The sequence below is a fragment of the Arthrobacter sp. EPSL27 genome, from assembly GCF_001512305.1.
GTDB lineage: Bacteria > Actinomycetota > Actinomycetes > Actinomycetales > Micrococcaceae > Arthrobacter.
The window spans coordinates 338,991-364,917 of sequence record NZ_LNUT01000004.1; the positions used below are offsets into that span (position 1 = coordinate 338,991).

Genomic DNA, 25,927 nt, shown 5'->3' on the forward strand with positions numbered 1-25,927 from the left:
CGGTCCAGCCGGACCGCTACCACTCATCCCCCCAATGGCGCTAGGGCGGCTGCCCGGCTCCGCACGGATTGTCCCCGTCCACGAAGCGATTGCCGCTTTCACACATTCATGATTCTCTCACGGTCTAATGATTTTGTGAATGCCTAGTCCCGGTTCCGGCGTAATGTTGCCTTAGCGTTACCTGAGGGTGCCGCGATCAGGCCGGAGAACCAGAACAGGACAAGGCCGCCGACGTAGCCAAGGACCGCGGCATAGTTGACGAAACCAAGCCCGCCGGCCCTGTCGGCGGGGACCAAGGCCACCGGCAGGCTGAGGGCCGCGAAGAGGGCCCCCAGCAGGACCAGGAGGGCACCAGCCCGGACCAGGCGCGGCTGCCGGCTCCTCACTGCGGCCACCAGCGGGGGCACCAGGATGAGGGACACGAACGCAGGGTAGGTGCGGCCCGCCGCCGTGAAATACGGGGCAACCCCTGCATTGCTTGCGGCAGACGGGACCTGCAGCCCCGCGGGAGCGCCGGCCGTCTCCATGAGCAGGAATGTCGCCAGCACCGCCAGGCTGCAGAGAGCAAGGGCCCAGCGGCCGGCCGCGCCCGCTATCAGGGCGTGGCCCCTGGCCGCCGCGAGGCCCTTCGTGACGCGGAGGCCCACCAACAGCACCGTCGCAAAGACGAGGTAGCGCAGGATCAGGCTGGTCGCGTGCTGTCCGCCCAGGGCGCGGTCCACCGCCTCATAGATGGGGGTGACGGCGAGCATGCTGCACAGCGTGGCCAGCAAAAGGATCCCGAAGACGGTCCTGTTCCGGCCTTTCACAGCGTCCGGCACCCGCAGGATCAGCGCGGTGCAGCACACCAGCAGCGTCGCCCACTCAAGGGTTGCCATCGTCAGGGTCTCTCCTCGTTCGGCGGCCCCGGCCGCAATGACTGTCCGATGGAGCCAGTATGCATCCTCGTGAGGCCAGCATGGCGGACACCCGTGGTCATGGCCGGCGGACGTTCCTGCGCTTCGCCATCAGGCTGGAGATCCAGACCAGGGCGAGTCCCAGCGCCAGGCACATGATGGCGGTGTAGTTGATAACAGCCCTGAGGTAGTTGGCCTGCGTGGGGATGAGGGGATAGAAGAATCCGGAAGCCATGGCGGCGAAAGCGACAGTCAGCAGCAGCGCCCCCGCGCGGACTGCCCGCGGCAGCCGGCGGCCGATGGCCAGGTAGGTGGCGGGAAGGATGCACGCCGCGACGAACGCGGGGTAGAGACGGCCTGCCGCCGAATACCAGGTGATCAGCGCCGCATTATCCGGACTGCGGAGCGCAAGGCCGGACAGCCCCGTGGCGGACCCTGCGGTGTCGGCCAGCAGGAAGAGGACCACAGTCGCGATGCCGATCACTGCCAGTACCGCCTTCCCGACCGGGCCGGTGATCAACTGGATGCTCCTGCACGCATCGAACGCCTTCGCGATCCGGTATCCGGCCAGCAGCACCGCCCCGTAGACAACGAACCGGAGCAGCAGATTCGCGTAGTTGTGGGAACCGAGCCAGCCGTCGATGGTCTGGTAGCTCACGTCGATGCTCAGCAGCACAGCCACCGTCGAGAGCACAAAGACACCAAAAATGGAGCGGTTCTCGCCGCGCAGCGCGCTGGGGATCCGCGCGATCGCGACGATTGCGCAGACCGCCAGCGTGGTCCACTGCAGGACCGCGATCATCTGCTGGCCAACCGGACGGCACGCTTGGCCAGCAGGCTGGAGATCCAGACGAGGGCCAGTCCCAGCGCCAGGCACAGCACAGAGGTGTAGTTGATGGCGGCTTCGAGGACACCGAATTCGCTGGGGAGCAGGGTGTAGAACGTCCCTGCGGCCATGGCGACGAAAGCGATCGTCAGCAGCAACGCTCCGGCGCGGATGGCCATGGGCAGCCGCTGGCGGACGGCCAGGTAGGTGGCGGGAATAATGCACGCCGCCACGAACGCCGGGTACAGGCGGCCCGCGGCCGCATACGCTTCGATGAGCGCCTCATTCTCAGGACTCCGGAGCGGGAGTGAGGCCAGTCCCGTGACCGACCCGGCCGTATCGGCCAGCAGGAAAAGGACCACGGTGGCGACGCCGATGACTGCCAGCACCGTCCTGCCGGCGGGGCCGGTGATCAGCCGGATGCTCCTGGGCGCATCGAAGGCTTTGGCGATCCGGTAGCCGGCCAGCAGCACGGTGCCGTAGATGACGAAGCGAAGAATTAGATTCGCGTAGTTCTGGGCTCCAAGCCACGCATCGATGGCCTGGTAGCTGGCATCGATGCTGAGCAGAATGCCAACCGTGGCGAGCACGAAGACACCGAAAATGGAACGGTTTTCGCCGCGCAGCGCGCTGGGAATCCGGGCGATCGCCACGATCGCGCAGACCGCGAATGTGGTCCACTGCAAGACCGCGATCATCCGAGGTTCTCCCAAATCTTTTTTGTCTGTTCGTGTTCGTGCTCCTGGCGGCGCAGCGTCTTGCCGAGGGACTGCAGGCGCTCGCCGGCCAGCGCCGTGAGATCGCCGTCGGAGAGCGCGTCCAGGGCGAGTTGCCGGGCATCCGGCGCCCAGCCCGCCTCCCGCTCCGTCAACAGCCCGGTGGCGACGAGTCCGCCCGTGAATCCTACGCCAGCGGCGCGGGCAGTGGCGACGGCCAGTTCCGGGGACAACCGGTTCGCAGTCAGCTGCGCAGAATAGTTCTGCGGTGCCACGCCGGTGGCCGCGGAAACCCGGTGCCGCAGCTCGCCGTCGTCGATCGCATCCACCCAGTTCCGGACCGAGGTGGCGTGCGGGGCGGGGCTCAGCTCCGGGGTCAGTGCACTGCCGGCGTCACCGTATCCGCCGTAAGCCGGGGACGAGCGGGAAATGACCGCGCGGAGCAGGTCCATGGTGGCGATCTGGCTGACCAGTTCGGCTGGCGTGGGGGCCTTCGCACCCGAAAGCTCCGAATAGCTCTCAAACCACGCCAGGTCCTCCAATGGGCTCCGTTTCAGGGCCCGGCTGATGCTGACCAGGGTGGTCTCCGCCACCTTTCCGCGGACCAGCTGCTGGGCCAGCGTGGTGCGTTTGATCCCGGAGATCCTGCAGATGTCGGCCGTGCTCGCCGTCGGGGCAACGCCATGGAGCCAGAGTTGGAACGCCTTGGCGGGTAAGGGCATCTATTGCTTCCTGCGGGGTCGAATGGAGGTGCGGCCGGGACAGTACGGTGGAGCAAGAACTGCATTGATTTTACGGGACGTGCTGGTTCAACTATGCTAGATGCTCGAACCCGCTGGTCCGTACACCCCCCAAGTCCGGACCAGCGGGTTCTTTCATGCCCGGCTGCTTTCGGCGGCCCGGACGGCCCGCCGGCAGCCGGTTTGGGCCGCGGTGAGAGGATGGATAAATGACTGCAACCCTTGTTGCCAAGGACCTTTCCGGAGGGCACGACCAACGGACCCTTTTCGCCAAACTTTCCCTGACCGTCGCCCCGGGCGACGTCGTCGGCGTCGTTGGAGCCAACGGTGCCGGCAAGTCCACCCTGCTCCGGCTCCTGGCCGGCGTGGACCAGCCGCAGGAAGGCACCGTCAGCCTTGCCCCGGCAGACGCGTTTGTGGGCTGGCTGCCCCAGGAGCACGAGCGGATTGCCGGCGAAACCGTGGCGGGGTACATCGCACGGCGCACCGGCTGCGCCCAGGCCACCCTGGAGATGGAGTCCACGGCGGAGGCCCTCGGCAGCGGTGCCCCCGGAGCCGACGACGCCTACTCCCTGGCATTCGACCGCTGGATGGCCTCCGGCGCCGCCGACCTGGAGGAACGCATCCCCGCCGTCCTGGCGGACCTCGGCCTGGACGTCGGGCCGGACGCGGTGATGACCGGGCTCTCCGGCGGCCAGGCCGCCCGCGTGGCGCTCGCGGCGTTGCTGCTCAGCCGCTTCGACATTGTGCTCCTGGACGAACCCACCAACGACCTGGACCTCAATGGGCTGGCCCGCCTGGAGGCGTTTGTGCAGGGACTGCGCGGCGGCGTGGTGCTCGTCTCGCACGACCGGGAATTCCTGGCCCGCTGCGTCACCACCGTGGTGGAGCTGGACCTCGCCCAGAACGCCGTGGCCGTCTACGACGGCGGCTACGAGTCCTACCTGGAGGAACGCGCTGTCGCCCGCCGGCACGCCCGTGAGCGGTACGAGGAATACGCCAACACCAAGGCTGACCTGGTCTCCCGGGCCCGCACCCAGCGCGAGTGGAGCTCCCAGGGCGTCCGGAACGCCATGAAGAAAAACCCGGACAACGATAAGATCCGGCGCGCCGCCAGCACCGAGTCCGCCGAGAAGCAGGGCCAGAAGGTGCGCCAGATGGAATCCCGGATCGCCCGGCTCGAAGAGGTCGAAGAGCCCCGGAAGGAATGGCAGCTGCAGTTCAGCATCGGCCAGGCGCCGCGTTCCAGCGCCGTGGTCGCGACGCTGCGCGACGCCGTCGTCCACCAGGGCGACTTCACCCTGGGCCCGCTGAACCTGCAGCTCAACGCAGGGGAGCGGATCGGCATCACCGGACCCAACGGCGCCGGGAAGTCCACCCTCCTCCGCCTGCTCCTGGGCGTCCAGCGCCCGGACTCCGGCAACGCCTCCATGGGCGCCTCCGTGGCGGTCGGCGAGATCGACCAGGCCCGCGGGCTGCTGGCCGGCGGCATGAAGCTGGCAGACGCCGTCGAAGCCGTCCTGACGGAAACGCCTCCGGCGGAGGTCCGGACCCTGCTGGCAAAATTCGGGCTCAAAGCGGACCACACGTCGCGGCCGGTGGACTCCCTCTCGCCGGGGGAGCGGACCCGGGCCGCGCTGGCGCTGCTGCAGGCCCGCGGCGTGAACCTGCTGGTGCTCGACGAGCCCACCAACCATCTGGACCTGCCGGCGATCGAACAGCTGGAGGAGGCCCTCGACAGTTACGACGGCGCGCTGCTGCTGGTCACCCACGACCGCCGGCTGCTGGAAAACGTGCACCTCGACGCGCGCTGGAATGTGGACAACGGCGTTGTTACCGAGCTGCTGGGCACTACCGCCCCGAAAGGCAAGAACTCATGAGCATGGACCGGGTGGCCTGGAGCTCCCTGTACAACATCACCCGCGCCTCGTCCGGCTCCCAGCCGTTCTCCAAGGCGACGCTGAAGCGCGTGTTCGGCTTCGCCCGCCCGCACAAGGGCAAGCTGATCGCCTTCGTCCTCCTGTCGATCGTGATGGCCGTGCTGGCCGTCGCGACGCCGGTGCTCGCCGGCCAGGTGGTGGACGCGATCATCGCCGGCGCGGCGACCGGCGTCGTGGTCTGGCTGGCCGTGCTGATCGCCATCGTGGCGGTCGCGGAGGCCGGGCTGGGGCTGGTCACCCGCTGGCTGTCCTCCACCATCGGCGAAGGCGTGATTGTGGACCTGCGCACCCGGGTCTTCGACCACGTGCAGAAGATGCCCATCGCCTTCTTCACCCGCACCCGCACCGGCGCGCTGGTCAGCCGGCTCAACAACGACGTGATCGGCGCCCAGTCGGCCTTCGCCGGAACCCTGTCCGGCGTGGTGAGCAACGTGGTGGCCCTGGCCCTGACGCTGGTGGTCATGCTGGGCAAGTCCTGGCTGGTGACCGTGCTCGCCATGATCCTGCTGCCCATTTTCCTGATCCCCGCCCGCCGGATGGGCTCCAAGCTGGCGGACCTGCGCCGCGAGGCCGCGGAACACAACGCCTCCATGGGCACCCAGATGACCGAGCGTTTCTCGGCCCCCGGCGCCACCCTGGTGAAGCTGTTCGGTCGCCCGGATGAGGAGTCCCGGGAGTTCGCCGCACGGGCCGGCCGCGTCCGGGACATCGGGGTCCGCACAGCGATGCTGCAGTTCACGTTCGTGACGGCCCTGACGCTTGTCTCGGCGCTGGCCCTCGCCCTGGTCTACGGCCTGGGCGGCTTCCTGGCGCTGCAGGGGCAGCTGGCCGCGGGCGACGTCGTGGTGCTGGCACTGCTGCTCACCCGCCTCTACGCGCCGCTCACCGCGCTGTCCAACGCCCGGGTGGAAATCATGAGTGCGCTGGTCAGTTTCGAGCGGGTCTTCGAGATCCTGGACCTCAAGCCGCTCATCGAGCAGAAGCCCGACGCGGTGCAGGCGCCGGCCGGGCCGCTGTCGGTGGAATTCGACGACGTGCGCTTCTCCTACCCGTCCGCGGACAAGGTCTCGCTCGCGTCGCTGGAGGACGTGTCCACCCTGGACACCCGCGGCGGCGAAGAGGTGCTGCACGGCATCAGTTTCCGGGTGGAACGTGGCCAGACCGTTGCGCTCGTGGGCTCCTCGGGCGCCGGCAAGTCCACCATCGCGCAGCTGCTCTCGCGCCTGTACGACGTCGATTCCGGCGCCGTGCGCTTCGGCGGAACCGTTCCGGGCACCGGAGTGGACGTCCGCGACCTGACCTTCGAGTCCATGCGGCACACCCTCGGCATGGTGACCCAGGACGGGCACCTGTTCCACGAGAGCATCGCCGCCAACCTGCGCCTGGCCCGCCCGGACGCCAGCGATGAGCTCATGTGGGACGTGCTGCGCCAGGCCCGGCTGGAAGACATGATCCGGTCCCTGCCGGACGGGCTGAACACGGTGGTGGGGGAGCGCGGTTACCGGCTCTCCGGCGGCGAACGCCAGCGACTCACCATTGCGCGCCTGCTCATCGCCCAGCCGCGCATCGTCATCCTCGATGAGGCCACTGCCGCCCTGGACTCCACCAACGAGGCCGCAGTGCAGGAGGCGCTGGGTGCCGCGCTCGAGGGCCGCACCGCCGTCGTGATTGCCCACCGGCTCTCCACCATCCGCGCCGCCGACGCCATCCTGGTGGTGGAGGACGGCAGGATTGTCGAACGCGGCACGCACACCGCGCTGCTGGCCGCCGACGGCCGCTACGCGGAGCTGTACCGGACCCAGTTCGCCGAGGCCAGCGCCGTGGCGGAGGAGGCGGTTCCCGGGCTTTAGGAGTTCCGGGGCTGGCCCGGCAGCGCCGAGAGCGCCGGCAGGACGTGGTCGGTGAGGAGCGGGGCGAGATCGTCCGGCAGTTCCGCGGCGAGGTCCAGCCAGCGGACCTCGGCGATCTCCGCGGACGGCCGGGCCTGCCAGGCGCCGGGGGCGGTGAAGACCGTGGCCCGGATCTGCGTCGCCTCCTCGTTGGCGGCGTCCGCGTACCAGACGCCCAGGAGGACCAGCTGGTCGGCCGGGAGCACGATCCCGACTTCCTCGGCCAGTTCCCGTGCTGCCGTCTGGGCGGCCGTCTCGTCCGCCTCGGGTTTGCCGCCGGGGTGCATGAACTTGTCCGTGCCGCGTTTGCGGACGGTGAGGAGCCGGCCTTCCGGGTCGAAGACGCAGACGGCTGAAACAACGATCAGCGGGTTCGTCCCGGTCATGCCGGAGTCTCCGGCATCCGGCGCAGGACTGAGGTGAGGAGCTGGTCCTTGGCCGGCCCGGTGACGTCCCACTCGTAGCGGAATTCGTCCGGGCCCGTCCGGGTGTAGCTCACGCGGTAGGTGTCGGGGTCGCACCAGTGCTGGTCGGAGCTGTCCTGCGGTCCGAAGCCCATGCGGTGGAACGGCCGGCCGTCGGCAAAGTTCATGTCCATCGTGTCCGGGACGCCCGTGGGCCGGAGCAAGTACTCCCGGCTGGCGGGTCCGGTAAACGGGGTGCCCGCCGGTCCGCCCGGGACGGAGGCCCAGGAAACGGTGCCGTCTTCGCGGAAGCGGAGGCCGCCGTCGTGCTCTGTTGCGGTGAAGCGGACGACGCCGGTGAAGGTTCCGCGGGTGCCGGTGGACCTGTCCAGCAGGGTGCGGTCCACGGTCCAGCTGCCCAGCAGGTAGGCGCGGAGGTCGACGTGCCGGTCCTCTTCTTGGGCGGGGCCCGGGAGCTGGGGGTTCAAGTGCCCTCGATTGGAATCGAACCAACGACACCGGCTTTAGGAGAGCCGTGCTCTATCCACTGAGCTACGAGGGCGGGCGTCCGTGCCGGCCGGCCGCGGGCCGGCCCGTTTGGACACGGGTATAAGCATACAAGGTGAGGGCGCGTACTACGCTCTTGGCATGACCGCCGCAGCCAACGTGCCCTCCCGGGACATCATCTACATTCCCGCCCTGCCGTCCACGAGGTTCTTCGCGGGCGCGCTGGCGCTGCTCAGCGTGCTGCAGTATTTCGTGGCGGAGGCCGCCGTGATCGGTGCGTGGGCGGGGCAGGAACCGTACAGCCGCCGCACCGGGTTCATCAGCGACCTGGGCGCCGTGACCTGCGGGGTCTTCGATGGCCGGGACGTCTGCTCGCCGGCCCACGTGCTGATGAACGCCTCGTTTGTGGTCCAGGGCATCGGCATGATGGTGGGCGCGGTGCTGCTCGGGACGGCGCTCCTGTGCACGGCGGCGCGGCCACGCGTGCAGCCGGCGCTGGTTCCGGCCCGCGGGATCACGTGGGCCGCCGCGGTCACCGCGCGTGCCCTCACCGCGGCCGCCGGGGCCGGGACCATCCTGGTGGGCCTGGTTCCGGAGGACGCGGGCTCGCCGTGGCACGTGGTGGGAGCCATCATGTTCTTTGCCGCGGGGGCAGTGGCGCTGGTGCTGCTGGGCTGGGTGTGGCTCCGGCAGACACCGCTGAGCTGGTTGATCCTGGCGTGCGGGCTGGTGTCCCTGGGCGCCCTCATCACCGGCGGCGTCACGGGCATGGAGGTGGCGGAGCCCGGAACCCTCGAGCGGTTCATGGGTTACCCCATCACCATCGGCACGGCCGCCGTCGGGCTGGTGGTCGCGCAGCGCATGGGGGAGCAGCGGGCCGCTGTGAAGCGGGCCCGGGCCGCGGCGGCGCGCTGATCGTTCCGGCGGCCGGCCGCGGCTGCTATTTGCCGAGGAATTCCCGGTAGCTGGTCAGGTTGCCGGTCCCGGAATATCCCAGATCGGCGGGCGAAACAGCCGAGGCCCCGTCCGCGGAAATGACCTGGATCGCCAGATTCACCTCGGGGTCACCGGCCGCGGCGTCCACGATTGCCGGAAAGGCTTCCCGCAGGACGCCGAGCATGGTGTCCCGGCTCGAGGTGTCGGCGTGCATGAAGATGTTCCCGCTGCTGCCCATTCCGCTGGAGGACTTGTATCTGGCCTCCACACTGGCCACGTGGGCCAGCGGCTCGACCGCCGCCTTGTACTTGGCGGCGTAGTCCTGGTCCGAGGTTGCTGGGGTTCCCGGGGTTGCCCCGCAGCCGGCCAGGACCATGGCCAGCAGTCCCGCGGCCAGGACGGTGAGGATTCTGCGCATGGTCCGACTCTATTCGGTCCGGCCGATGCCGGACGTTGTCGACCTGACTTGGCCGGGGTCTGACGTGATGAACGCCTGGGTGGACGGCGCGTTCCGGTAGGCCGCGAGGGCGCCCGAGGACTCGTTGGCCGCAACGGACGCGGCGTAGGCGTTGTAGTCGTGGTTGCCCAGCACATCGCCCGGCCCGGCGCCGGGCGGGCCGGGGAGGGTGACAACGGTGGCGCCGCTGCTGCTGGGCCAGCCCACCAGCCCGGGTGCCCCTGGCTTGGCGTTGCCGAGGTCCAGGCGGGGCACGACGTCGAACGGGTGCTGCAGGGCGAGGGTGTCTACGCTGCCCGGAATGCGGGTCGAATCGATGGGGGACCCGTAGGTCATCACGTTGGTGACGTTGAACTGGCCGCGGAAACCGGCATCGGCGGCAAGGTTTGCGGCGGTCATTCCGCCTTGGGAGTGTCCCACCAGCATGACCGGCGCGCCGTCGGGAATCCCGGCCTGACGCATCGCCATCGTGACGGCCTGCGACGCGGTGGACAGGGTGCCGGACGCGGAGGCGAGGTTGCCCACAGTGTCCAGAGGGTTGGACCCCGACCGGACGTTCCATTCCGAGGTGCCCGGGATGGTCACGATGTACGCCGGTCCGTTGCCTTTGTCGACGGCGGTGATCCGCACCGCGGCGTCAGGAGTCCCGGCATAGCCGCCGTCCTCGTAAGCTGCCGTGACTCCTCCCATGATCTGCGCGAGGCTGCTGGGGATGGGGGTGTTGCGGTACCCATTCTGCGCAGGGCCCGCTCCGACGCCCACCGCTTGCGGGTCACCGGCCACGGGCGAGCCGTCATCGAGAAGGTGCGGATGCAGGAGCCCGACGGTGGACGCGGAGACACCTGCGTTGATTCCGGCGGCCAGCAGCCCCGTCCCGCCGGCGATCAGTTCGGTGACCGACGGAGGCTCTCCGGTGGTGAGGAACTCCCAGCCGAGTCCGCCGGCGTCGACCAGTTCGCCAACAACGTCACCGCCCGCGTCCGCCAGATTGGCCGCCGCCTGGGAGGCCCGGTCGGCCAGCCAGCCCAGGCCATCGCCCACAGTGTCGATGAACTGGCCGGCTCCGTCCCACAGGCCGCCGGACGCACTGCCCGACGCGCCGCCGGCTGGAAGCGGGGTCGCCGTGCTGCCGGATCCGCCGGCCTGGCTGACGCCTGTTTGGCTGACGCCCGCGCGCCCGGAACTGGCCTCCTGCTGCTGGCGGACATGCTCCCGCACGGCGTCCGCGGCCGCCCGCAGCGCCTCGGAGGTGGCCAGCAGCATCCTGCTGTGGTTCTTCCAGTCGCTGCGGAACTGCTCTCCGTCAGGCCCCCGCCAGGGGCTTACGGCGATGACGGGCGTCAGGTTCCCGCTTAGCTGGGCGAAGCTCCGGCTTGCGCGGGACAACTCCTTCGCGAGGTGCTCGCCCTGGTCCGTGTCCATGCCATACAGGCTCATGTTGCCGACGCCTCCCTGGTGCTGTTGGCCAGGAACTCCTGGGCGCCGAGCACGTGCCAGACCAGCTGGCGTGCGATGTCGCCGCCGTCTGCTGCCGCCATCACCGGGCGCTGTGCCGCGGCCGGCCCCGCAGTGCGGACCGAATACAGCCGGTCGGACAGGGCCCAGACTCCGCCGGCACGGTACTGCCGGTCGGTGCCGGCTGCCCGGGACCGGACGTCAAGGTGCACCGTCGCACGCACGGGTTCTGCGGCACCTGTGATTTCTGCGGGTTCGACGGCGTCCGGGGCGACGGGCGGAATCCCGCCATCCCCGTCCAGCAGTTCGGGGAACCGGGGCAGGGACCGGGCCATGACCGGCCACACGACCGTCTCCGGGAACAAGGTAACGGTGACGACGTCGGCGATGCCGGCGGGAGCTACGCTTCCGTCCGCGGCCGTGGCTACCGGGCGCGTATATACGACGCCGAGCCCGCGGCCGTTGAAGAGGTTCACCCGGCAATGGGTGGAGGAATCACCGGAGCGGGACACCAGGTCCGCCTGGATGGGGGAGCCTGCGGCCAGTTCCAGCGCCTGCAGCCACTCGGGCCGGAGGGTCCCGGCGTCGTCCGTGATTCCTGCGGCGCTCAGCTCGCCCTCGATTCCGGCCCGGGCGCGCCCGTCGAGGCCGGCAAGGAAAGCGGCTTCGCCGCCCGGAGGGGAGTGCGGATGGGCGTCCGGAACGTGCCCGGCGGATGCCGTCCGCAACGTTTCCGTGGCGCGGTGAACGGCCAAGGCCCAGGCGAGGCTGGTCATCCGGAACGTGGTGGTGGCAGGGATCACTGCGGAATCTGGCATGGCTGGGACCTTCAGTCGGGAACTGGCAGGAGGCTCCACCAGCAATGTCCTGCACGCTATCGCACAGCCCGGCGCGGGGCCATGGGGACAACTTCCCTCCCTTGGACCGCCGCTCAGCGGGCTCGCTGGGCGCCGCCTAGGGGGACGGCGTAGAGGTCGCGGACGCCGCCGTCATCAGCTTCAGCAGTTCCTCGTCGCGCAGCTTGGCCCACGGCGACTCCGGTGCGCCCTGCTGGGCGGCCTCGGGGCTGTCCGTTTGCGTCCACCACTTCGCTTCGTAGACCCGGCCTTCGAAAAGCACACGGTCGCCCTTGCGGTAGATAGTGGCAGGCTCCCACGCCGGCGCGGTTCCGGCCGGGGCCGTGAGCTGCGGGGTCGGTTTGTCCCCGGGCAGCACCGGGCCGATGATGCGCCACGGCGTCGCGGCGCCCTGAAGGACAGGGTCGTCCGGCGTGTCCGCGCGGGTCCACCACTTGGCCTCGTAGACATTGGAGTGCCATACGATCCGCTCGCCGCTCGTGTAGGCAGTCGACTCGTTCCATATCGGGTACGGGCTGGTGGCCGGATCATCGGTGACGGCGGGGGCACTGGAAGGCTTCGCGGACGCGTTCGCCGCGGCCGGGCCGGCGGGGCTGCCGGCAGCACCGCCGGCACCGCGGACACCGCCGCCCAGGATAGCGGCGAAGGTAGCCGCGCCCTGGTCAACGCCGCTGCAGCCGTCGGAAACCTTCGTTACATCGGGATAGTTGGGGCTGCAGGTCCGGTCACGGTTCAGGGACCACATGGATAGCCGGCCCACGCCCTTGGCGCTCGCGTAGGCGCTCAGTTCCTCAGCGTCCTTGAGCGTGAAGATTTCACCTTGGATGTCGTTCTGGCCGATCATCGGCGTCAGCCCGATCTTGCGCCACACGGTCTCGCTCCCCAGTTCGCTGCCGGCGTCGCGGTACAGGCCGGTGAGCTGACGGTGGGCGGCTTCCGCGGCCGACACGGCGTTCTCGTACATCGAACGGTCCAGCAGGCGGCTTCCGCCGTAGTCCATGGTCATGATGTTCACCCCGGCCAGGTCAACACCGCCCGCGATCATCCGCCGAACGGCGTCTGATCCCGCCGCCGTCAGCCCGTTGGGGTCCGCGGGCAGCGTCAGCCACACGGTGAGCTCCCGGCCGTCCGCCCGGCGGTCCTGCTGCAGCGCCGCAACGGCCGCGGCACGCCGGTCCAGGGAAGCGGCGTCGGCCAGTGCTTCGCCCTCGATGTCAAGATCGATGCTGCTGACGTTGTAGCGGTCTACTACGGTGCGGTAGGCCGCCTCAAGGTGGCCGGCGTCGGTGCAACTGGTGGCCAGTTCCTTGTTGAGGAGGCCGCCAAAGGAGACGGAGACGGTGCCGCCCAGTTGCTGGAGGCGGGCAACCCGGCGGTCCAGGTCCAGCGCGGATCCGGCGTCGTCGAGGGAGTAGGCGGCGCCCCAGCTCGGTGTGCACCCATTTTTCGGGTCCGCCACAATAAAGGAAAGCAGGACATTCTCCGCCGCGTCGGAGACAGGATCCTCGAAGGCGTAGCGCGGTGTGGCTGTGACGTCCACGTATCCGGAGAAAATGGAAGGAATGGCCTCGGCCGTCCTTTCATCCTGGAAGTTGCCCCAGGCAGTCACCCCGCCGGCGGTAATCGCCAAGACGGCCGCGGAGAGAATGCCCAGCCGTACCAACGATAATTTACGGCCTGGGAATCTTTCGGACACAGGGCCCCCTTATGACTTGTGTGGACTGCCGGGCAGATGCCGGCCATCGGGATCAGCTCGAAGATTTACCGGGGTGTCTGGTGTCCGGCAGCGGTCTGACCTTGCATTATCATAAGGGCACTCGCCGGGATATTCCGGTGCACCGGGCGCGATAAGACGTCAGCGCACGCCGAAATGCCGATTTGCAGTCTATGGGGACCAATGTCTGATCAGCTAGTCATACCGCGCCCGGACGTAGAAAGCGTCGCAACCGAGCAAAAAGGCGCGGTCCGGCGCCGTCAATGGGGTGCAGAAAAACGCTCCGAGCCGCTGTCTATTGTTCACCCGCGGCCGAGCCGCCGGAAGATCATCCTGGGCCGGCTGGGCATTCTCGTCACGCTCTTGGCGTGGGTCACCTATGTCATTTCGACGATCCTGCGGGAACTGGCCAACAACCCTAATGCGGGTTTTCGTTTTCAATTTGAGACTGTCTCCTATCTTGTGGTCGTAACATTCCTGACTTTTTCGGCGTTGATGTACCTGATCGCCCGTCAAGGCGCGCTTTATCGATTCCGGGACCATTTGCGCGTTCCGCGCGGTGAACTGGACCGACACTTCGCCGGTTATAGCGACGGCATTACCGTGCTGGTGCCTTCCTACGCCGAAGAACCTCAGGTCGTCAGGGCAACGTTGTGGTCCGCGGCATTGCAGGAATTCCCGGACCTCAAGGTCGTTTTGCTGCTGGACGATCCGCCACATCCCAAAGACCCGGCGGACCTGGCCAAACTGGAAAAAACCCGGAGCCTGGCGGCCGAAATTTCCGCCAGCATGAGCGTCCCCGCGGCGCGCTTCCAGGCCGCCCTGGCCGGTTTCCGCCTCCGCACCGGCTCCGGGCGTTCCAATGAGCCCGCCGAGCTGGCCCTGCTGATCGCCGAGTACGAGGCGGCCGCCGACTGGCTGGAATCCATGGCGGAGGCCGAGCAGGTTGAAGACCACGTGGACGAGTTCTTCGTGGACTTGGTGCTGATGGGCCTGGCACGCGAGCTCCGGCTCGTTCTGGTCGGACTGAACGCCGCCTCCGTGCAGAAGGCCTCGCCTTCCGCCGCCCGCCTCGAGGAGCTGTACCTCCGGCTGACCTGGATCTTCGACGTGTCCCTGGAAACGTTCGAGCGCAAGAAGTACGCCAGCCTCTCCCACGAGGCCAACAAGGCCATGAACCTCAACGCCTACATCTCTCTGATGGGGCATTCCTGGCGGGAAGAAGTCACTGCTGACGGGACGGTGCTGCGCAAGGTCGACGGCGATGCGGAACCTGGGCACGGGGAAAGGATCCTCACTTTCCCGGACACCACCTATCTCCTGACGCTCGACGCCGACTCGCTCCTTCTGCGCGACTACTGCCTCCGCCTGGTGTACTTCCTTGAGTCCCCCGGAAACGAGCGCGTCGCCGTGACCCAGACTCCCTATTCTTCGTTCCGCGGCGCGCCCACCCGGATCGAACGGGTGGCCGGTGCCACGACCGACCTTCAGCACATCCTGCACCAGGGAATGACCTACTACGGCGCCACCTTCTGGGTCGGCGCCAACGCCATCATCCGGAAGTGCGCACTGGAGGACATCGTGGAGGTGGAGTCCAGCGGGGGTTTCGAGATCCGGACGTACATCCAGGACCGCACGGTCATCGAGGACACCGAGTCCAGCATTGACCTGGGACAGCATGGCTGGATTCTGGTGAACTACCCGGAGCGCCTCAGCTACAGCGCCACACCGCCGGACTTCGGCTCGCTGGTGGTGCAGCGGCGCCGGTGGGCCAATGGCGGGCTTCTGATCCTCCCCAAACTGTGGGTCCAGCTCCGCCAGCACAGGTCCGAGCGGCGCAAGATCCTGGCCCGCGAAGTGCTGCTGCGCGTGAACTATATGGCGTCGATCGCGTGGGCAAGCTTCGGCCTGGTCTTCCTGCTGGCCTACCCCTACGACAGCCGGCTCCTGAGCCCCATTGTGTTCCTCGCCGCCCTGCCGTACTTCCTGGCCATGGGCAGCGACCTGCGCGACTGCGGGCACCGCTTCAGCGATATCTTCCGGATTTACGGCTTCAACCTCGTCCTGCTTCCCGTGAACCTCGCCGGGGTGCTGAAGTCGCTGCAGCAGGCCCTCACGGGCGACAAGATCCCGTTCGTGCGTACCCCGAAGGTCAAGGACCGGACCGCGGCCCCGGCGATCTACGTCCTCACCCCGTACGCCATCGTCGCCTTCTCGCTTCTGACCGTCTGGCGCGATGCGAAGCTGGGCAACTGGGGAAATGTTGCGTTCGCCTCGCTCAACGCGATTCTTGCCGCCGGTGCAATCCGGGCCTATATCGGAGTGTTCAACTCTGTGGTGGACGTATTCCTCGGTATGGTCAACTGGCTGTATGTCAGTCCCCGGCCCAAGAAAGTGAAGGAGAGCCTCGTGGTGGAGAAGACAGCCGAGGAGGTCGACTGGGAGACCATTCTCTACCACGGCGACCGCCGCCTGAACCGCGACCTCCGCGGGTCAGCCGACCGCCGTCGCCGGATTGCGGTCCGGTGAGCGTCGGAGCGCTGGCGGGGCCCGGCGAGCGTGCGCCCGGAACTTCTGCGGACGGCGGCTATTCAGCAGAGACGGCGCCGGCGTCGGGGGCCCCGATCGGTGTCCGCCTCCGCGACGGCGGCATCATCGAAGTTGCGCTTCCGGCCAACGAGGAAATCGACAAGCCGGAGGCGCAGGTGGCAGGGGCTGCGGTCCGTGCACTGGCCGGCGGCCGGCGCATGCCGGTGCTGCTGATCATCACCGGGGTTGTCGGGGTCAGCGTCGAAGCGCGGCATGTCTACGCCACCTCGATCGCGGCCTCTGCGTTCGCCCTGGTCGGGGAAAGTCCCGTGGACCGCGTGATCGCGCACTATCTGCTGCGGTCACGGACCGAGTCGATTCCCGCGCAGTTTTTCACGTCCGAGGCTGAGGCAATCGTTTGGTTAGGGCAGTACAAGAGTGAAGACTGACCCGCCGGACCCCCGGCTGCACGCCCTCGTCGAAGGTATTGTCCGGATAGCGAGCGGTGACCTGACCACCAGAATCCCGCACTCCGGTGCCAGGGACGACGTCGCCGCGGTCATTGCCGGGATCAACCTGATGGCCGATGACCTGCAGACGATCTACCAGGAACTTGAAGAGCGCGTCGAAAGCCGCACAGCCATGCTGCGCGAGGCCCAGGTCGAGCTGGAACGCATGGCGCTGACGGACCCGCTCACCCAGCTCGCGAACCGGACGGCGCTGAACTCCGTGCTGAGTCACGCACTGGCCGAGACATCGCGGGGCGAGATGCCCCCGGCCCTGCTCGTCCTCGACCTTGACTCCTTCAAGGGCATCAACGACACGCTGGGACACAGCGCCGGCGACGACGTGCTGAGGGTCATCTCCAAGCGGCTCCAGGACTCGGTCCGGGAAACAGACACGGTGGCCCGCCTCGGCGGTGACGAATTTGCCGTGATGCTGCCCAAATCGAACCTTGTCCGGGCACGGCGGGTGGCCAACAGAATTCTCAAGGCACTGGGCGAGAGCCTGGAAATTGGTGATTTGCGCATCACCTGCGGCACCAGCATCGGCCTGCGGGTCGCGGAACCGGGGCAGTCGGTTGACGAGCTGGTGATGGAAGCCGACACGGCGATGTACGCGGCCAAAGCCCAGCCGCACAGCAGCATCAAGGTGTTCGAGCCCGCCCTGCTGTACGCGCGCCGGCTGCAGAGCGTCATGATCACCGAGATGCGGGAGGCCATCTTCCACGATCAGCTCACGCTGCACTACCAGCCGGTGGTGGAGCTGGCCACCGGCAGGATTGAGGGCGTTGAGGCGCTGGTGCGCTGGAACCACCCCGAGCGTGGCCTGCTGATGCCCGATTCCTTCATCCCGCTTGCTGAAGAGACCGGAATGATCGTGGACCTGGGCCATTGGGTGCTCAAGAACGCGGTGCGCCAGCTGCGGCGCTGGCAGCAGGAGCTGAACGTGGACAGCAGCTTCAGCGTCCGTGTGAACATCTCCACCACGGAGCTGCAGAACCTCGATCTGATTGAACATGTCCGCGACGTCCTCCGCGAAACGGGGGTGGATGCCGCGAACCTCATTGTGGAGCTGACGGAGTCCATGGCCGTGAACGGCGGGGACGTGGACCGCTACTCCCTCAGCGGGTTGCGCCGTCTGGGCGTCCAGCTCGAAATCGATGACTTCGGCACCGGCTATTCATCCATCAGCTACCTGCGGAAACTGCCGGTCAATGTGGTCAAGATCGACAAGAGTCTCATTGACGGTCTGGGATCCGATGCGGCGGAGAGCACGTTCGTCGAGGCCGTGCTCCACCTTATCCACGCATGCGGGCTTAAGGCGGTTGCGGAAGGCATCGAAACTGCCGAGCAGGCGGCGGAGCTGGTCCGCCTGGGTTGTGCCAGCGGGCAGGGCTACTACTTTGGCAGGCCGGTTCCACCGGAGGACCTCGAAGCGATGCTGAGGCAAGGGACCCTGGGAGACTCTGTATAGCTCCCGGCATGGCCTTGGTCAGGCGAGTCCGCGAGTCCAACGCAAGAACGGCGGGAGCCGGAAGTCGCCTTCCAGAACCCGCCGTTCTCAAGTACTACGAAGTACCTTGTTGTCTCTAGTACTTGGTAGTGGCGTTCGGCCACCAGCCCGGAGCTGCAACCGAAGTCTGTCCCGAGTTGTCGCCGTTCGCGGAGACCGCGGCGGAAGCGGATACGCCTGCCGCGGCGATCGCGCCAACGACGAGGAGAGTTGCGAGGGTTTTCTTCATGTAAGACTCCTGTTATGTGAGGGGCTGAAGTGACTCATGTGATGCAGGTTCAGTATAGAGGCATGAGACACGCCGAAGCGTGAACAATCAGCGGGACACGTTCTTATGTGTGTTACCTGCGCGAGCTGATCGATTCTTGCGCGAAAAATTCGCTTCTCCTGCTTTTGCGAACTGTCCTGATCTGCTCCTACGACGACGGATAATTGAGTCATGCAACAAAATTCCGTTTCACCGTCGTATGTCGCAGCTGAGCTGCAGGCGCGGGACCACTGGGCCAATCATGGATTCAGCGAGGCCGCTGTGAGTGCCCGGCGTGCCGCGGATATCGCCCGGGACGCCCAGGACCCGGTGTCGTGGTGGGATATGACCTTTTTCCAGGCGGAAAGCCATCTGGCGGCAGGCCAGTTCGAAGAGTGCGCGCAGGTCGCTGCAGAATTGGTCGGGCAGCCGCGCCGAGCTGGAGCTCGGTCGCAGGCGCGGGTGAGAATTCTTTTGTCCAAGGCTTGGCAGGGTGCGGGCGTCCTGGAAAAGGCTGTCGATGATGCAAGGGCTGCCGCTGAGCTAATGGCCGGTGAGGCCGATGATGAGGTTGCCGTGACGGCCAGCCTTGCTTTGATTGCGGCGCTTGGGGAAAGCGGCAGGCTTGACGAGGCTTGGGCCGAGAGCCTTAGGTTGGCCGATTCGATCTCTCCGGAAATTGACGATCAATTGCTGGGTAACGCGTACTGGGCCATTGGTAACGCGGCATTTCTCAGCAACAGGGTTGAAGACGGTCTTCACTTCCACGATCTGGCCGCAGGCACTTTTTCGCCGGCCCGGAATTTGGAGGTCTGGGCCCGATTCAACAATGCCTCGGCAGCAATGCGGCTGGCCGCCGGAGTGGCCGACGCAGCCACCCTTCGATGTATCGAACGGGCCGAATTGGCCACTGACGTTATTGGCGGCAGCGAAGAGAACACGCTGTTGCAGATGCTGAATCGCGGCCACTGGAACTTCTTGGCCGGCGACCCGGCGGCAGCTGTCGAGGTGCTGAGCGAGATCTCTGAGCGGGTAGGCGTACTTCCGCCGCAGGCATTGGGGGAAGCATGTCTACTGCTCGGTCGAGCGCAGAAGGCGCTTGGCGACGAATCGGCAGCGGAGCGGACCCTCGTTAGAGCCGCCGGACACTTCGAGGATGCAGGCGCGCAGCAGCGAGCGGATCAGGCCCGGGAGTACATCTCAGCCGAGGCGTGAGCCCGCCGACATCCCTTCCCTGCGACCCGCCTCCCGCGCGACCACGCTGCACATGCCCTCCGGGTGCTGTGGCGGATGGACATAATGGCACTATGTCCGGTGGCTGCGCTTAGGGCTGGGCATGTCCCGTGGGGGAGGCGGCGGGCTTTTTGCGGCCCAGGAACACCACGGCGCCGCCAACCAGCAGGCTGAGCACCAGGAGCACCCACCCGGCGACAGTGAGTCCTGAGGCCAGGGCCACCTGGCCGGCGTCGAGCGTTTCGGCGGACAGCATCGAATCGATGGCAGCGTTGCCCCACAACCTGACGGCGGCGAACAGCAGGGGCACGGCCCACAGCGCCCACCGCAGTCCCTTCCGCGCCACGTTCGTGCCGATGAGCAGCAGCCAGGTGAAGCCGAAGATGAGCGGGAACAGGGTGCCGGCCGTCTTGTGGATGTAGTTGAGCTGCCCGCGGGCGTCCTCGTCCATGGCGCCGCGCACCTGCTCGACATAGCCCTGGTCGAAGCCGCCGACCAAGGAGTCCGGCATGGCCAGGCCGCCGCTGAGCTGGGTGAGCTGGTTCAGGGTGAGCAGATGGAGGTACCAAAACAGGAACAGGCTGGCCACCACACCCGCGATGAGGATCAGGTTGCTGTTGCTCTGTGCCTTCTGCGGGGTCCGGCTGGTGCTCGGGTCGATCACCGACGGCAACTGGTGCTGGGGGACGACTGCCTTGGCGCCGTGCTTCTTGATCCGCTGGGCGGGTGTTTTGGCCATGGCTCCATTATCGCCCGGGCACGCGGGCCGTTTGTTCAGCGCCGCCTGTTCTCCGCCGACAGCCGCCAGTAGGCTGGAGCGCGTGACCGAACTAGGAAAGCACCGGCTTGGCCGGCACAGCACTGCTGAACTCAACCCCGCCCTGGACGACTACCAGTTGGCCGAAGCGCTGGTGCGCGAGGCCGGAACCTTGGCGCTCCTCATGCGGCAGGCCGGGCTGGAGGGCAAGCAAAAGACCTCGGTGTCCGACGTCGTCACCGCCGCGGACCATGCGGCCGAGGCCTACGTGCTGGAACAGCTCCGGCGGTGCCGGCCCGACGACGGCATCCTCGGCGAGGAGGGCGCCTCCGTGGCCGGCACCAGCGGCCGCACCTGGGTCATCGACCCGGTGGACGGGACCTACAACTTCCTCCACGGCTCCACGTACTGGTGCTCCGCCATCGCGCTCAAGGACGCCTCCGGAGTGCTGCTCGGCGGGATCTTCCAGCCCGAGGAGGACAAGCTCTGGCTCGGCGGAACCAACCGACCGGCGACGGTCAACGGCGAACAACTGACCACCTTCCGCCCCGCGGAGGGCTCCGGCGCGGGCCGCTCCGGCACCCCGCTGTCCGAGCTCGGGGCCGCCACCTACATCCACCCCACCTGGCTCGCCGACCCCATGTGCGCCATGCCGTGGCACGCCGCCGCGACCTCCGCCGCCGCGCTGCGCATGTTCGGCTCGGGCTCCTGCGACCTGGCCCGCGTGGCCGACGGGGAACTTGGCTGCTGGTTCCAGCACAGCTGCCCGGAGTGGGACTGGCTCCCGGGGAAGGCGATCGTCCAGGCCGCCGGCGGTACGGCCGACGTCGTCCGGGTCAACGGGCTGGACTGGTTCCTCGCCGGAGGCACGACGGCGGTCCGGCAGCTCCGTGCAGCCCTCGAATCCGGCTCCGTGGGGTAGGCCCGGGAACCCAAAAGCGGCTCCGTAGGGTAAGGTCCGGGCACACTTCCCGCCGTGCACCGCGGGACATGCTCATTGTTCGGTGCGGGGCGCGGACATGGTGGCATTATGTCCGGTGGCTGCGGGCAGGGGAGGGCATGTCCCGGCGGGCGGGCGGAACTGTCAGCGGCACCGCCTAGACTTGTTAACACCATGGATATGTTGTTTGACCCTTATGCCGACGGACCCTTCCAAGCTGCTGCGACGACGGCGGCGCGCACCAAAGCGCCTTCCGGCATGGGGGCCGCGGCCCTGGAATCCAGCCCGAATTCCGCGCCGAATTCGGCCCCTGGTGCGGCCTCTGGCGGGGGGCACTACGGCGGCCACGGGAACCACCCGGGCGGGGACCCGGAGCACCACCGGCTCCCGGGTGCGGAGGAGCTCCTGGCGGGGCTGAACCCGCAGCAGGAAGAAGCCGTCAAGCACGCCGGCAGCGCCCTGCTGATCGTCGCCGGCGCCGGTTCGGGCAAGACCCGCGTGCTCAGCAACCGCATCGGCTACCTGATCGCCACCCGGCGGGCACACCACGGCGAGATCCTGGCCATCACCTTCACCAACAAGGCAGCCGCGGAAATGCGGGAACGTGTGGAGGCCCTGGTCGGGGCCCGGGCCAAGACCATGTGGGTCTCCACGTTCCACTCCTCCTGCGTCCGGATCCTGCGCCGCGAAGCCGCCAACGTGGGGCTGAACTCGAACTTCTCCATCTACGATTCCGCGGACTCGCTGCGCCTCATCACGCTCGTGGCCAAAAACCTGGACCTCGACCCCAAGCGCTTCGCGCCCAAAGCCATCCAGCACAAGATCTCCGCGCTGAAGAACGAGCTGATCGACGCCGACAGCTACTCCTCCAGCGCCAACCACAACGACCCCTTCGAGGCGGCCGTCGCCGAGGTCTTCAAGGGCTACACGCAGCGGCTGCGCCAGGCCAACGCCATGGACTTCGATGACCTGATCGCCGAGACGGTCTACATGTTCCGGGCGTTCCCGGCGCTCGCCGAGTCCTACCGGCGCCGCTTCCGGCATGTCCTGGTCGACGAATACCAGGACACCAACCACGCCCAGTACGCGCTGGTGCGCGAGATCGTGGGCGAGGGCGAGGGCGCGGCTGAACTCACCGTTGTCGGCGACTCCGACCAGTCGATCTACGCCTTCCGCGGCGCCGACATCCGCAACATCGTGGAGTTCGAAAAGGACTACCCGGACGCGCGCACCATCAAACTCGAGCAGAACTACCGCTCCACCCAGACCATCCTCAGCGCCGCCAACTCGGTCATCTCCCGCAACCCCAACCGGCCGGAGAAGCGGCTGTGGACGGCCGAAGGCGACGGCGAGAAGATCATCGGGTACGTCGGCGAGAACGAACACGACGAAGCCCAGTTCATCGCCAAGGAGATCGACCGGCTGCAGGACGAGGGCGACCTCCGTCCCGGCGACGTCGCCATCTTCTACCGCACCAACGCCCAGTCCCGCTCGATCGAGGACGTCCTGGTCCGCGTCGGGCTTCCGTACAAGGTGGTGGGCGGCACCCGCTTCTACGAGCGCAAGGAAATCAAGGACGCCCTCGCCTACCTGCGGGTGCTGGTCAACCCGGACGACGACGTCAACCTCCGCCGCATCCTCAACGAGCCCAAGCGCGGCATCGGCGACCGGGCCGAGGGGGCCGTGGCCTCCCTCGCCCAGCGCGACCGGATCTCGTTCATGGCGGCGGCCCGCCGCGCCGACGAGGCCCCCGGCATGGCAACCCGGTCCGTCAACGCGGTCCAGGGCTTCGTGAAACTGCTCGACGACCTCGCCGAGGTGGCCTCCGGCTCCGGCGCCGCCGCCGCGCTGGAGGCCGTCCTGGAACAGACCGGCTACCTCGCCACCCTCCGCTCCAGCACCGACCCGCAGGACGAATCCAGGGTGGAAAACCTCGCCGAGCTGGTCGCCGTCGTCCGCGAATACGAACGGGACAACCCCGAGGGGTCCCTTGGCGCCTTCCTGGAAGGCGTCTCCCTCGTGGCGGACGCCGACCAGATCCCCGACGCGCCGGCGGGCTCCGCCGACGAGCTGGCCGCCGCCGTCGCCGAGGCCAAACGGCTGGGTGTGGTGACCCTCATGACGCTCCACACGGCCAAGGGGCTGGAATTCCCGGTGGTGTTCCTGACCGGCATGGAGCACGGGCTGTTCCCGCACCAGCGCTCCGCCACCGACCCCAAGGAACTGGCCGAGGAACGCCGGCTGGCCTACGTCGGCCTGACCCGGGCGCGGAAGCGCCTGTACCTCACCCGTTCCGAGGTCCGCAGCATGTGGGGACAGAGCCAGTACAACCCGGCCAGCCAGTTCATCGAGGAAATCCCCGCCGAACTGGTCGAGTGGAAGCGCGAAGGCACCAGCCGCCAGGCCGCCTGGGGCGGCGGCGCGTCCATCGGCTCAAGCCGGTACGGCGGCTCCTTCTGGGGAGCCGGCACCGCCCGCGGCACCGGGGCCAGCCCCTCCGCGGGCTTCAACGCCGACGTCCCGGCGGCCATCGCCAAGAACCGGGTGCAGCCGCAGAAGGAGATCGTCGCCGTCAGCGTCGGCGACAAGGTCAACCACACAAGCTTCGGCAACGGCACCGTGCTGGCCGTCGAGGGTGCGGGGGACAAGACCGTCGCCAAGGTGAAGTTCAGCGTCGGCGAAAAACGGCTGCTGCTCCGCTACGCCCCGTTGACGAAACTCGACGCCTAAAACCGACGCCCGGCGCCTAAAATTAGGCATGAAGATTCTGCTGGCCAGCCAGGCCGTTGCCGGACACTTCAACCCCATGACGGGCATCGGTGTGCGTCTGAAAGACCACGGCCACGAGGTGGGCTGGTATACCGGCAGCACACTGGCCGGCAGGCTGGACGAGCTGGGCATCCCGCACTACCCGTTCGAGCGCGCCATTGAGCACACCGCGGACAACCTCAACGAGCTCTACCCGCAACGCGCCAGGCTCAAGGGACCGATGGCCATCCGGTTCGACGGCGAACGCATCTTCGCCAGCAACGTCACCAACTTCTTCGAGGACATTCGGGACGTGCACCGGCGCTTCCCCTTCGACGCCGTGGTCATGGACAACACCATGTTCATCCAGCGGCTCGTGGCGGTGGTGCTGGGCAAGCCGGTGGTCAGTTTTGTGCCGATCGGCAACATGGAACGGGACCCGCTGGTGCCGCCGATGTTCTTCGGCTTCGCGCCCGCCCGGACCCCGGCCGACAAGATCCTCCATGCCGGCGCGCGCATGGTCTCGGACCAGTTCGTCACCAAGCCGGCGCGGACCAGCTACGTCCGGCAGCTGCAGGGCTACGGCCTCACCACCCCGCGGAACACCCCCATCACCGACGAGCCGTACCGGTGGTCCCACGCCGTCATCCAGACCGGCACCGCGTCCCTGGACTTCCCGCGGCGGAACATCAACCCGAAGGTCCATTACGTCGGCGCCCTGCTGCCGTACCGGCCGCCGGCCGGAGGATCCGACGCAGCAGCCGCCTCCCGGCAGACGACGGCGGAAGGCACCTACCGCCGGACCGTTGTGGTCACCCAGGGCACCGTCGACAACCGCGACCCGGCCAAGCTGATGATCCCCACCATCGAGGCGCTGAAGGACACGGACACCCTCATCGTCGTGGCCACCGGCGGAGCCAACACCGGGGACCTGCGGCGGCGGTACCCGCAGCCGAACGTGGTGATCGAGGACTTCGTCGACTTCACCCGGGTCTTCCCGGCCACGGACGTCTTCGTCACCAACGGAGGGTTCGGCGGCGTGCTCCTCAGCCTGTCCCACGGGGTCCCGCTGGTGACGGCAGGCATCAACGAGGGCAAGAGCGACGTCAACGCCCGGGTGGAGCACGCCGGCGTCGGGATCAACCTGAAAACCGAAACACCCCGCGCCGCCGCGGTCCGGGCCGCCGTCGACACCGTGCTGGCAGACCCGTCGTGGCGGGCCCGGGCACAAGCAGTGCGCGGGCAGTTCGAGGCGGAGGACAGCATCGGCGCCGCCGTCGACGTCATCCTGGCGACCGCCGCCAGGGGCTGACACCCGGCGCTGCGGCCGCAGACGCCTGCACCCCGGCAGGCATAATGGAGCCCATGCGACGGACACTTCTGGGGATCCTGGCCGCCCTGACCCTGCTGGTGGCCACCGCGTGCACTGTCACGCAGAAGGATCCGGATTACGTCCCGCCCGCGCCGCTGCCTGCGCTGGAGCAGCTCCGGCAGGCGCCCCTCGCCGACGCAGAGAAGTTCGCCGCCGGGCAGGACATCCTCAGCTTCGCCACCGCGGACCGGAACGTGGTCTGCTCCCTGACCTCGGCCCGCGGTGAGCACGTGAACCTGCCGTACGAACAGAACGGCTACTCCGACTCCGCCAACAACAAGCTGGCCATAGTGCCGGTGGCGCACTGCGAACTGGCGGCCTACCCCAAGCCGGAAGCCAAGGACATCACGGACGACTGCGGCGGGACCGGCCTGGGCTACCTCGGCGGCGCCGCACTGCTCACCCCGGACACCGCCACGTACGGCGGATGCCGGTCCGGCGTCACACAGCAGGAAGCGGAGTTCGGACCCAAGGGGACCCGCAACGGCCCGATTTCCCAGCTGCAGGTCCTGGATGATGGCCAGAACCTGGAACGCAACGGCCTCCGCTGTTCGGCTTACGACGGCGGTGTCGCCTGCGGAAACGTCTCCGCCGGCGTCGCCTTCTTTGTGTCCCGGGACCGTTACGAACTAATCTCCGACGCCGGCCAAACAGCCTCTCCGACGCCCTCCGAGGCCCCAAAAACCCCGTAATCTAGCGGTTTTTCTACGCTCCATAGAATAGTGTCCTTACTCACATAACGGGTACT

Annotated in this window: 23 protein-coding genes and 1 tRNA gene; 11 read left to right on the forward strand and 13 right to left on the reverse strand. The window is 67.7% G+C overall.

The annotated features are described in order from the left end of the window. Window positions 1–143: 143 nt before the first annotated feature. The 4 genes from AR539_RS06345 to AR539_RS06360 form a co-directional block, all read right to left on the reverse strand. Window positions 144–878 (reverse strand): hypothetical protein, encoded by a 735-nt coding sequence (locus AR539_RS06345; RefSeq protein WP_066433761.1) that lies wholly within the window; start codon window positions 876–878, stop codon window positions 144–146. Between the two features lie 97 nt (window positions 879–975). Beyond that, entirely contained in the window at window positions 976–1,698 is a 723-nt protein-coding gene (locus AR539_RS06350; RefSeq protein WP_066433763.1) for a hypothetical protein, read from the reverse strand. Beyond that, entirely contained in the window at window positions 1,695–2,408 is a 714-nt protein-coding gene (locus AR539_RS06355) for a hypothetical protein (protein WP_231728509.1), read from the reverse strand. The genes AR539_RS06350 and AR539_RS06355 overlap by 4 nt, the downstream gene beginning before the upstream one ends. Before the next feature lie 8 nt (window positions 2,409–2,416). After that, window positions 2,417–3,160, reverse strand: coding sequence for a hypothetical protein (locus AR539_RS06360; RefSeq protein WP_066433768.1), 744 nt, complete (start codon window positions 3,158–3,160; stop codon window positions 2,417–2,419). Between the two features lie 227 nt (window positions 3,161–3,387). Here AR539_RS06360 and AR539_RS06365 point away from each other — a divergent pair, with 227 nt between their 5' ends. Together AR539_RS06365 and AR539_RS06370 are read left to right on the forward strand one after the other, a co-directional pair. Next, the gene (locus AR539_RS06365) at window positions 3,388–5,058 is read left to right on the forward strand and encodes an ABC-F family ATP-binding cassette domain-containing protein (protein ID WP_066433773.1); all 1,671 of its coding nucleotides are present in this window, start codon (window positions 3,388–3,390) and stop codon (window positions 5,056–5,058) included. Beyond that, the gene (locus AR539_RS06370) at window positions 5,055–6,968 is read left to right on the forward strand and encodes an ABC transporter ATP-binding protein (RefSeq protein WP_066433776.1); all 1,914 of its coding nucleotides are present in this window, start codon (window positions 5,055–5,057) and stop codon (window positions 6,966–6,968) included. The genes AR539_RS06365 and AR539_RS06370 overlap by 4 nt, the downstream gene beginning before the upstream one ends. Here the strand turns inward: AR539_RS06370 and AR539_RS06375 are convergent. From AR539_RS06375 to AR539_RS06385, 3 genes are all read right to left on the reverse strand, one after another. Then, window positions 6,965–7,393 (reverse strand): NUDIX hydrolase, encoded by a 429-nt coding sequence (locus AR539_RS06375; protein WP_066433781.1) that lies wholly within the window; start codon window positions 7,391–7,393, stop codon window positions 6,965–6,967. The two genes, AR539_RS06370 and AR539_RS06375, sit on opposite strands and share 4 nt — an antisense overlap. Then, window positions 7,390–7,899: a DUF6314 family protein gene (locus tag AR539_RS06380; RefSeq protein ID WP_066433784.1), complete on the reverse strand. Its 510-nt coding sequence runs from the start codon at window positions 7,897–7,899 to the stop codon at window positions 7,390–7,392. Before AR539_RS06380 ends, AR539_RS06375 begins: the two co-directional genes overlap by 4 nt. 1 nt (window position 7,900) lies before the next feature. Beyond that, a tRNA-Arg gene (locus tag AR539_RS06385) sits at window positions 7,901–7,973 on the reverse strand. Between the two features lie 86 nt (window positions 7,974–8,059). Here AR539_RS06385 and AR539_RS06390 point away from each other — a divergent pair. Next, entirely contained in the window at window positions 8,060–8,833 is a 774-nt protein-coding gene (locus AR539_RS06390; RefSeq protein WP_066433786.1) for a DUF998 domain-containing protein, read from the forward strand. Window positions 8,834–8,858: 25 nt separating this feature from the next. On the opposite strand, the gene AR539_RS06395 is transcribed toward AR539_RS06390, so the two are convergent. From AR539_RS06395 to AR539_RS06410, 4 genes are all read right to left on the reverse strand, one after another. Then, window positions 8,859–9,272, reverse strand: a complete 414-nt coding sequence (locus AR539_RS06395) for a hypothetical protein (RefSeq protein WP_066433792.1) — start codon at window positions 9,270–9,272, stop codon at window positions 8,859–8,861. Window positions 9,273–9,281: 9 nt separating this feature from the next. Then, complete coding sequence (locus AR539_RS06400; protein ID WP_066433795.1) at window positions 9,282–10,748, reverse strand: alpha/beta hydrolase; 1,467 nt, start codon at window positions 10,746–10,748, stop codon at window positions 9,282–9,284. After that, on the reverse strand, window positions 10,745–11,584 hold the full coding sequence (locus AR539_RS06405) for a hypothetical protein (protein WP_066433798.1): 840 nt from the start codon (window positions 11,582–11,584) through the stop codon (window positions 10,745–10,747). Before AR539_RS06405 ends, AR539_RS06400 begins: the two co-directional genes overlap by 4 nt. A 136-nt stretch (window positions 11,585–11,720) precedes the next feature. Beyond that, entirely contained in the window at window positions 11,721–13,232 is a 1,512-nt protein-coding gene (locus AR539_RS06410; protein WP_231728510.1) for a chitinase, read from the reverse strand. 288 nt (window positions 13,233–13,520) lie between these two features. Here AR539_RS06410 and AR539_RS06415 point away from each other — a divergent pair, with 288 nt between their 5' ends. The 3 genes from AR539_RS06415 to AR539_RS06425 are packed head-to-tail and all read left to right on the forward strand — an operon-like array spanning window position 13,521 to window position 17,843. Further along, window positions 13,521–15,866 carry a glycosyltransferase family 2 protein gene (locus AR539_RS06415; protein ID WP_082699220.1) on the forward strand — a complete coding sequence of 782 codons (2,346 nt, stop codon included), beginning with the start codon at window positions 13,521–13,523 and terminating at the stop codon, window positions 15,864–15,866. Further along, window positions 15,863–16,315: a DUF7793 family protein gene (locus AR539_RS06420; protein ID WP_066433802.1), complete on the forward strand. Its 453-nt coding sequence runs from the start codon at window positions 15,863–15,865 to the stop codon at window positions 16,313–16,315. Before AR539_RS06415 ends, AR539_RS06420 begins: the two co-directional genes overlap by 4 nt. Further along, entirely contained in the window at window positions 16,305–17,843 is a 1,539-nt protein-coding gene (locus tag AR539_RS06425; RefSeq protein WP_066433805.1) for a putative bifunctional diguanylate cyclase/phosphodiesterase, read from the forward strand. The genes AR539_RS06420 and AR539_RS06425 overlap by 11 nt, the downstream gene beginning before the upstream one ends. 115 nt (window positions 17,844–17,958) lie before the next feature. On the opposite strand, the gene AR539_RS19310 is transcribed toward AR539_RS06425, so the two are convergent. Next, the gene (locus tag AR539_RS19310; protein ID WP_157360939.1) at window positions 17,959–18,111 is read right to left on the reverse strand and encodes a hypothetical protein; all 153 of its coding nucleotides are present in this window, start codon (window positions 18,109–18,111) and stop codon (window positions 17,959–17,961) included. Window positions 18,112–18,321: 210 nt separating this feature from the next. Here AR539_RS19310 and AR539_RS06430 point away from each other — a divergent pair, with 210 nt between their 5' ends. Beyond that, on the forward strand, window positions 18,322–19,344 hold the full coding sequence (locus AR539_RS06430) for a hypothetical protein (RefSeq protein WP_157360940.1): 1,023 nt from the start codon (window positions 18,322–18,324) through the stop codon (window positions 19,342–19,344). A gap of 109 nt (window positions 19,345–19,453) precedes the next feature. On the opposite strand, the gene AR539_RS06435 is transcribed toward AR539_RS06430, so the two are convergent. Further along, complete coding sequence (locus tag AR539_RS06435) at window positions 19,454–20,101, reverse strand: hypothetical protein (protein ID WP_066433809.1); 648 nt, start codon at window positions 20,099–20,101, stop codon at window positions 19,454–19,456. An 82-nt stretch (window positions 20,102–20,183) separates the two neighbouring features. Here AR539_RS06435 and AR539_RS06440 point away from each other — a divergent pair, with 82 nt between their 5' ends. The 4 genes from AR539_RS06440 to AR539_RS06455 all read left to right on the forward strand — a co-directional run bounded on the left by AR539_RS06440 (window position 20,184) and on the right by AR539_RS06455 (window position 25,871). Next, a complete protein-coding gene (locus tag AR539_RS06440) occupies window positions 20,184–21,041 on the forward strand; it encodes an inositol monophosphatase family protein (RefSeq protein ID WP_066433813.1) in 858 nt (285 codons plus the stop codon). Window positions 21,042–21,233: 192 nt separating this feature from the next. After that, entirely contained in the window at window positions 21,234–23,789 is a 2,556-nt protein-coding gene (gene pcrA / locus AR539_RS06445) for a DNA helicase PcrA (RefSeq protein WP_066433816.1), read from the forward strand. Between the two features lie 28 nt (window positions 23,790–23,817). After that, window positions 23,818–25,119: a glycosyltransferase gene (locus AR539_RS06450; protein WP_066433819.1), complete on the forward strand. Its 1,302-nt coding sequence runs from the start codon at window positions 23,818–23,820 to the stop codon at window positions 25,117–25,119. Between the two features lie 44 nt (window positions 25,120–25,163). After that, on the forward strand, window positions 25,164–25,871 hold the full coding sequence (locus AR539_RS06455; protein WP_066433822.1) for a hypothetical protein: 708 nt from the start codon (window positions 25,164–25,166) through the stop codon (window positions 25,869–25,871). Window positions 25,872–25,927: the final 56 nt, after the last annotated feature.

Coding starts and splice junctions, on each gene's coding strand:
- AR539_RS06345 (WP_066433761.1), bottom strand. CDS start 878: ATGGCAACCCTTGAGTGGGCGACGCTGCTGGTGTGCTGCACCGCGCTG.
- AR539_RS06350 (WP_066433763.1), bottom strand. CDS start 1,698: ATGATCGCGGTCCTGCAGTGGACCACGCTGGCGGTCTGCGCAATCGTC.
- AR539_RS06360 (WP_066433768.1), bottom strand. CDS start 3,160: ATGCCCTTACCCGCCAAGGCGTTCCAACTCTGGCTCCATGGCGTTGCC.
- AR539_RS06365 (WP_066433773.1), top strand. CDS start 3,388: ATGACTGCAACCCTTGTTGCCAAGGACCTTTCCGGAGGGCACGACCAA.
- AR539_RS06370 (WP_066433776.1), top strand. CDS start 5,055: ATGAGCATGGACCGGGTGGCCTGGAGCTCCCTGTACAACATCACCCGC.
- AR539_RS06375 (WP_066433781.1), bottom strand. CDS start 7,393: ATGACCGGGACGAACCCGCTGATCGTTGTTTCAGCCGTCTGCGTCTTC.
- AR539_RS06390 (WP_066433786.1), top strand. CDS start 8,060: ATGACCGCCGCAGCCAACGTGCCCTCCCGGGACATCATCTACATTCCC.
- AR539_RS06395 (WP_066433792.1), bottom strand. CDS start 9,272: ATGCGCAGAATCCTCACCGTCCTGGCCGCGGGACTGCTGGCCATGGTC.
- AR539_RS06400 (WP_066433795.1), bottom strand. CDS start 10,748: ATGAGCCTGTATGGCATGGACACGGACCAGGGCGAGCACCTCGCGAAG.
- AR539_RS06405 (WP_066433798.1), bottom strand. CDS start 11,584: ATGCCAGATTCCGCAGTGATCCCTGCCACCACCACGTTCCGGATGACC.
- AR539_RS06415 (WP_082699220.1), top strand. CDS start 13,521: ATGTCTGATCAGCTAGTCATACCGCGCCCGGACGTAGAAAGCGTCGCA.
- AR539_RS19310 (WP_157360939.1), bottom strand. CDS start 18,111: ATGAAGAAAACCCTCGCAACTCTCCTCGTCGTTGGCGCGATCGCCGCG.
- AR539_RS06430 (WP_157360940.1), top strand. CDS start 18,322: ATGCAACAAAATTCCGTTTCACCGTCGTATGTCGCAGCTGAGCTGCAG.
- AR539_RS06435 (WP_066433809.1), bottom strand. CDS start 20,101: ATGGCCAAAACACCCGCCCAGCGGATCAAGAAGCACGGCGCCAAGGCA.
- pcrA (WP_066433816.1), top strand. CDS start 21,234: ATGGATATGTTGTTTGACCCTTATGCCGACGGACCCTTCCAAGCTGCT.
- AR539_RS06450 (WP_066433819.1), top strand. CDS start 23,818: ATGAAGATTCTGCTGGCCAGCCAGGCCGTTGCCGGACACTTCAACCCC.
- AR539_RS06455 (WP_066433822.1), top strand. CDS start 25,164: ATGGAGCCCATGCGACGGACACTTCTGGGGATCCTGGCCGCCCTGACC.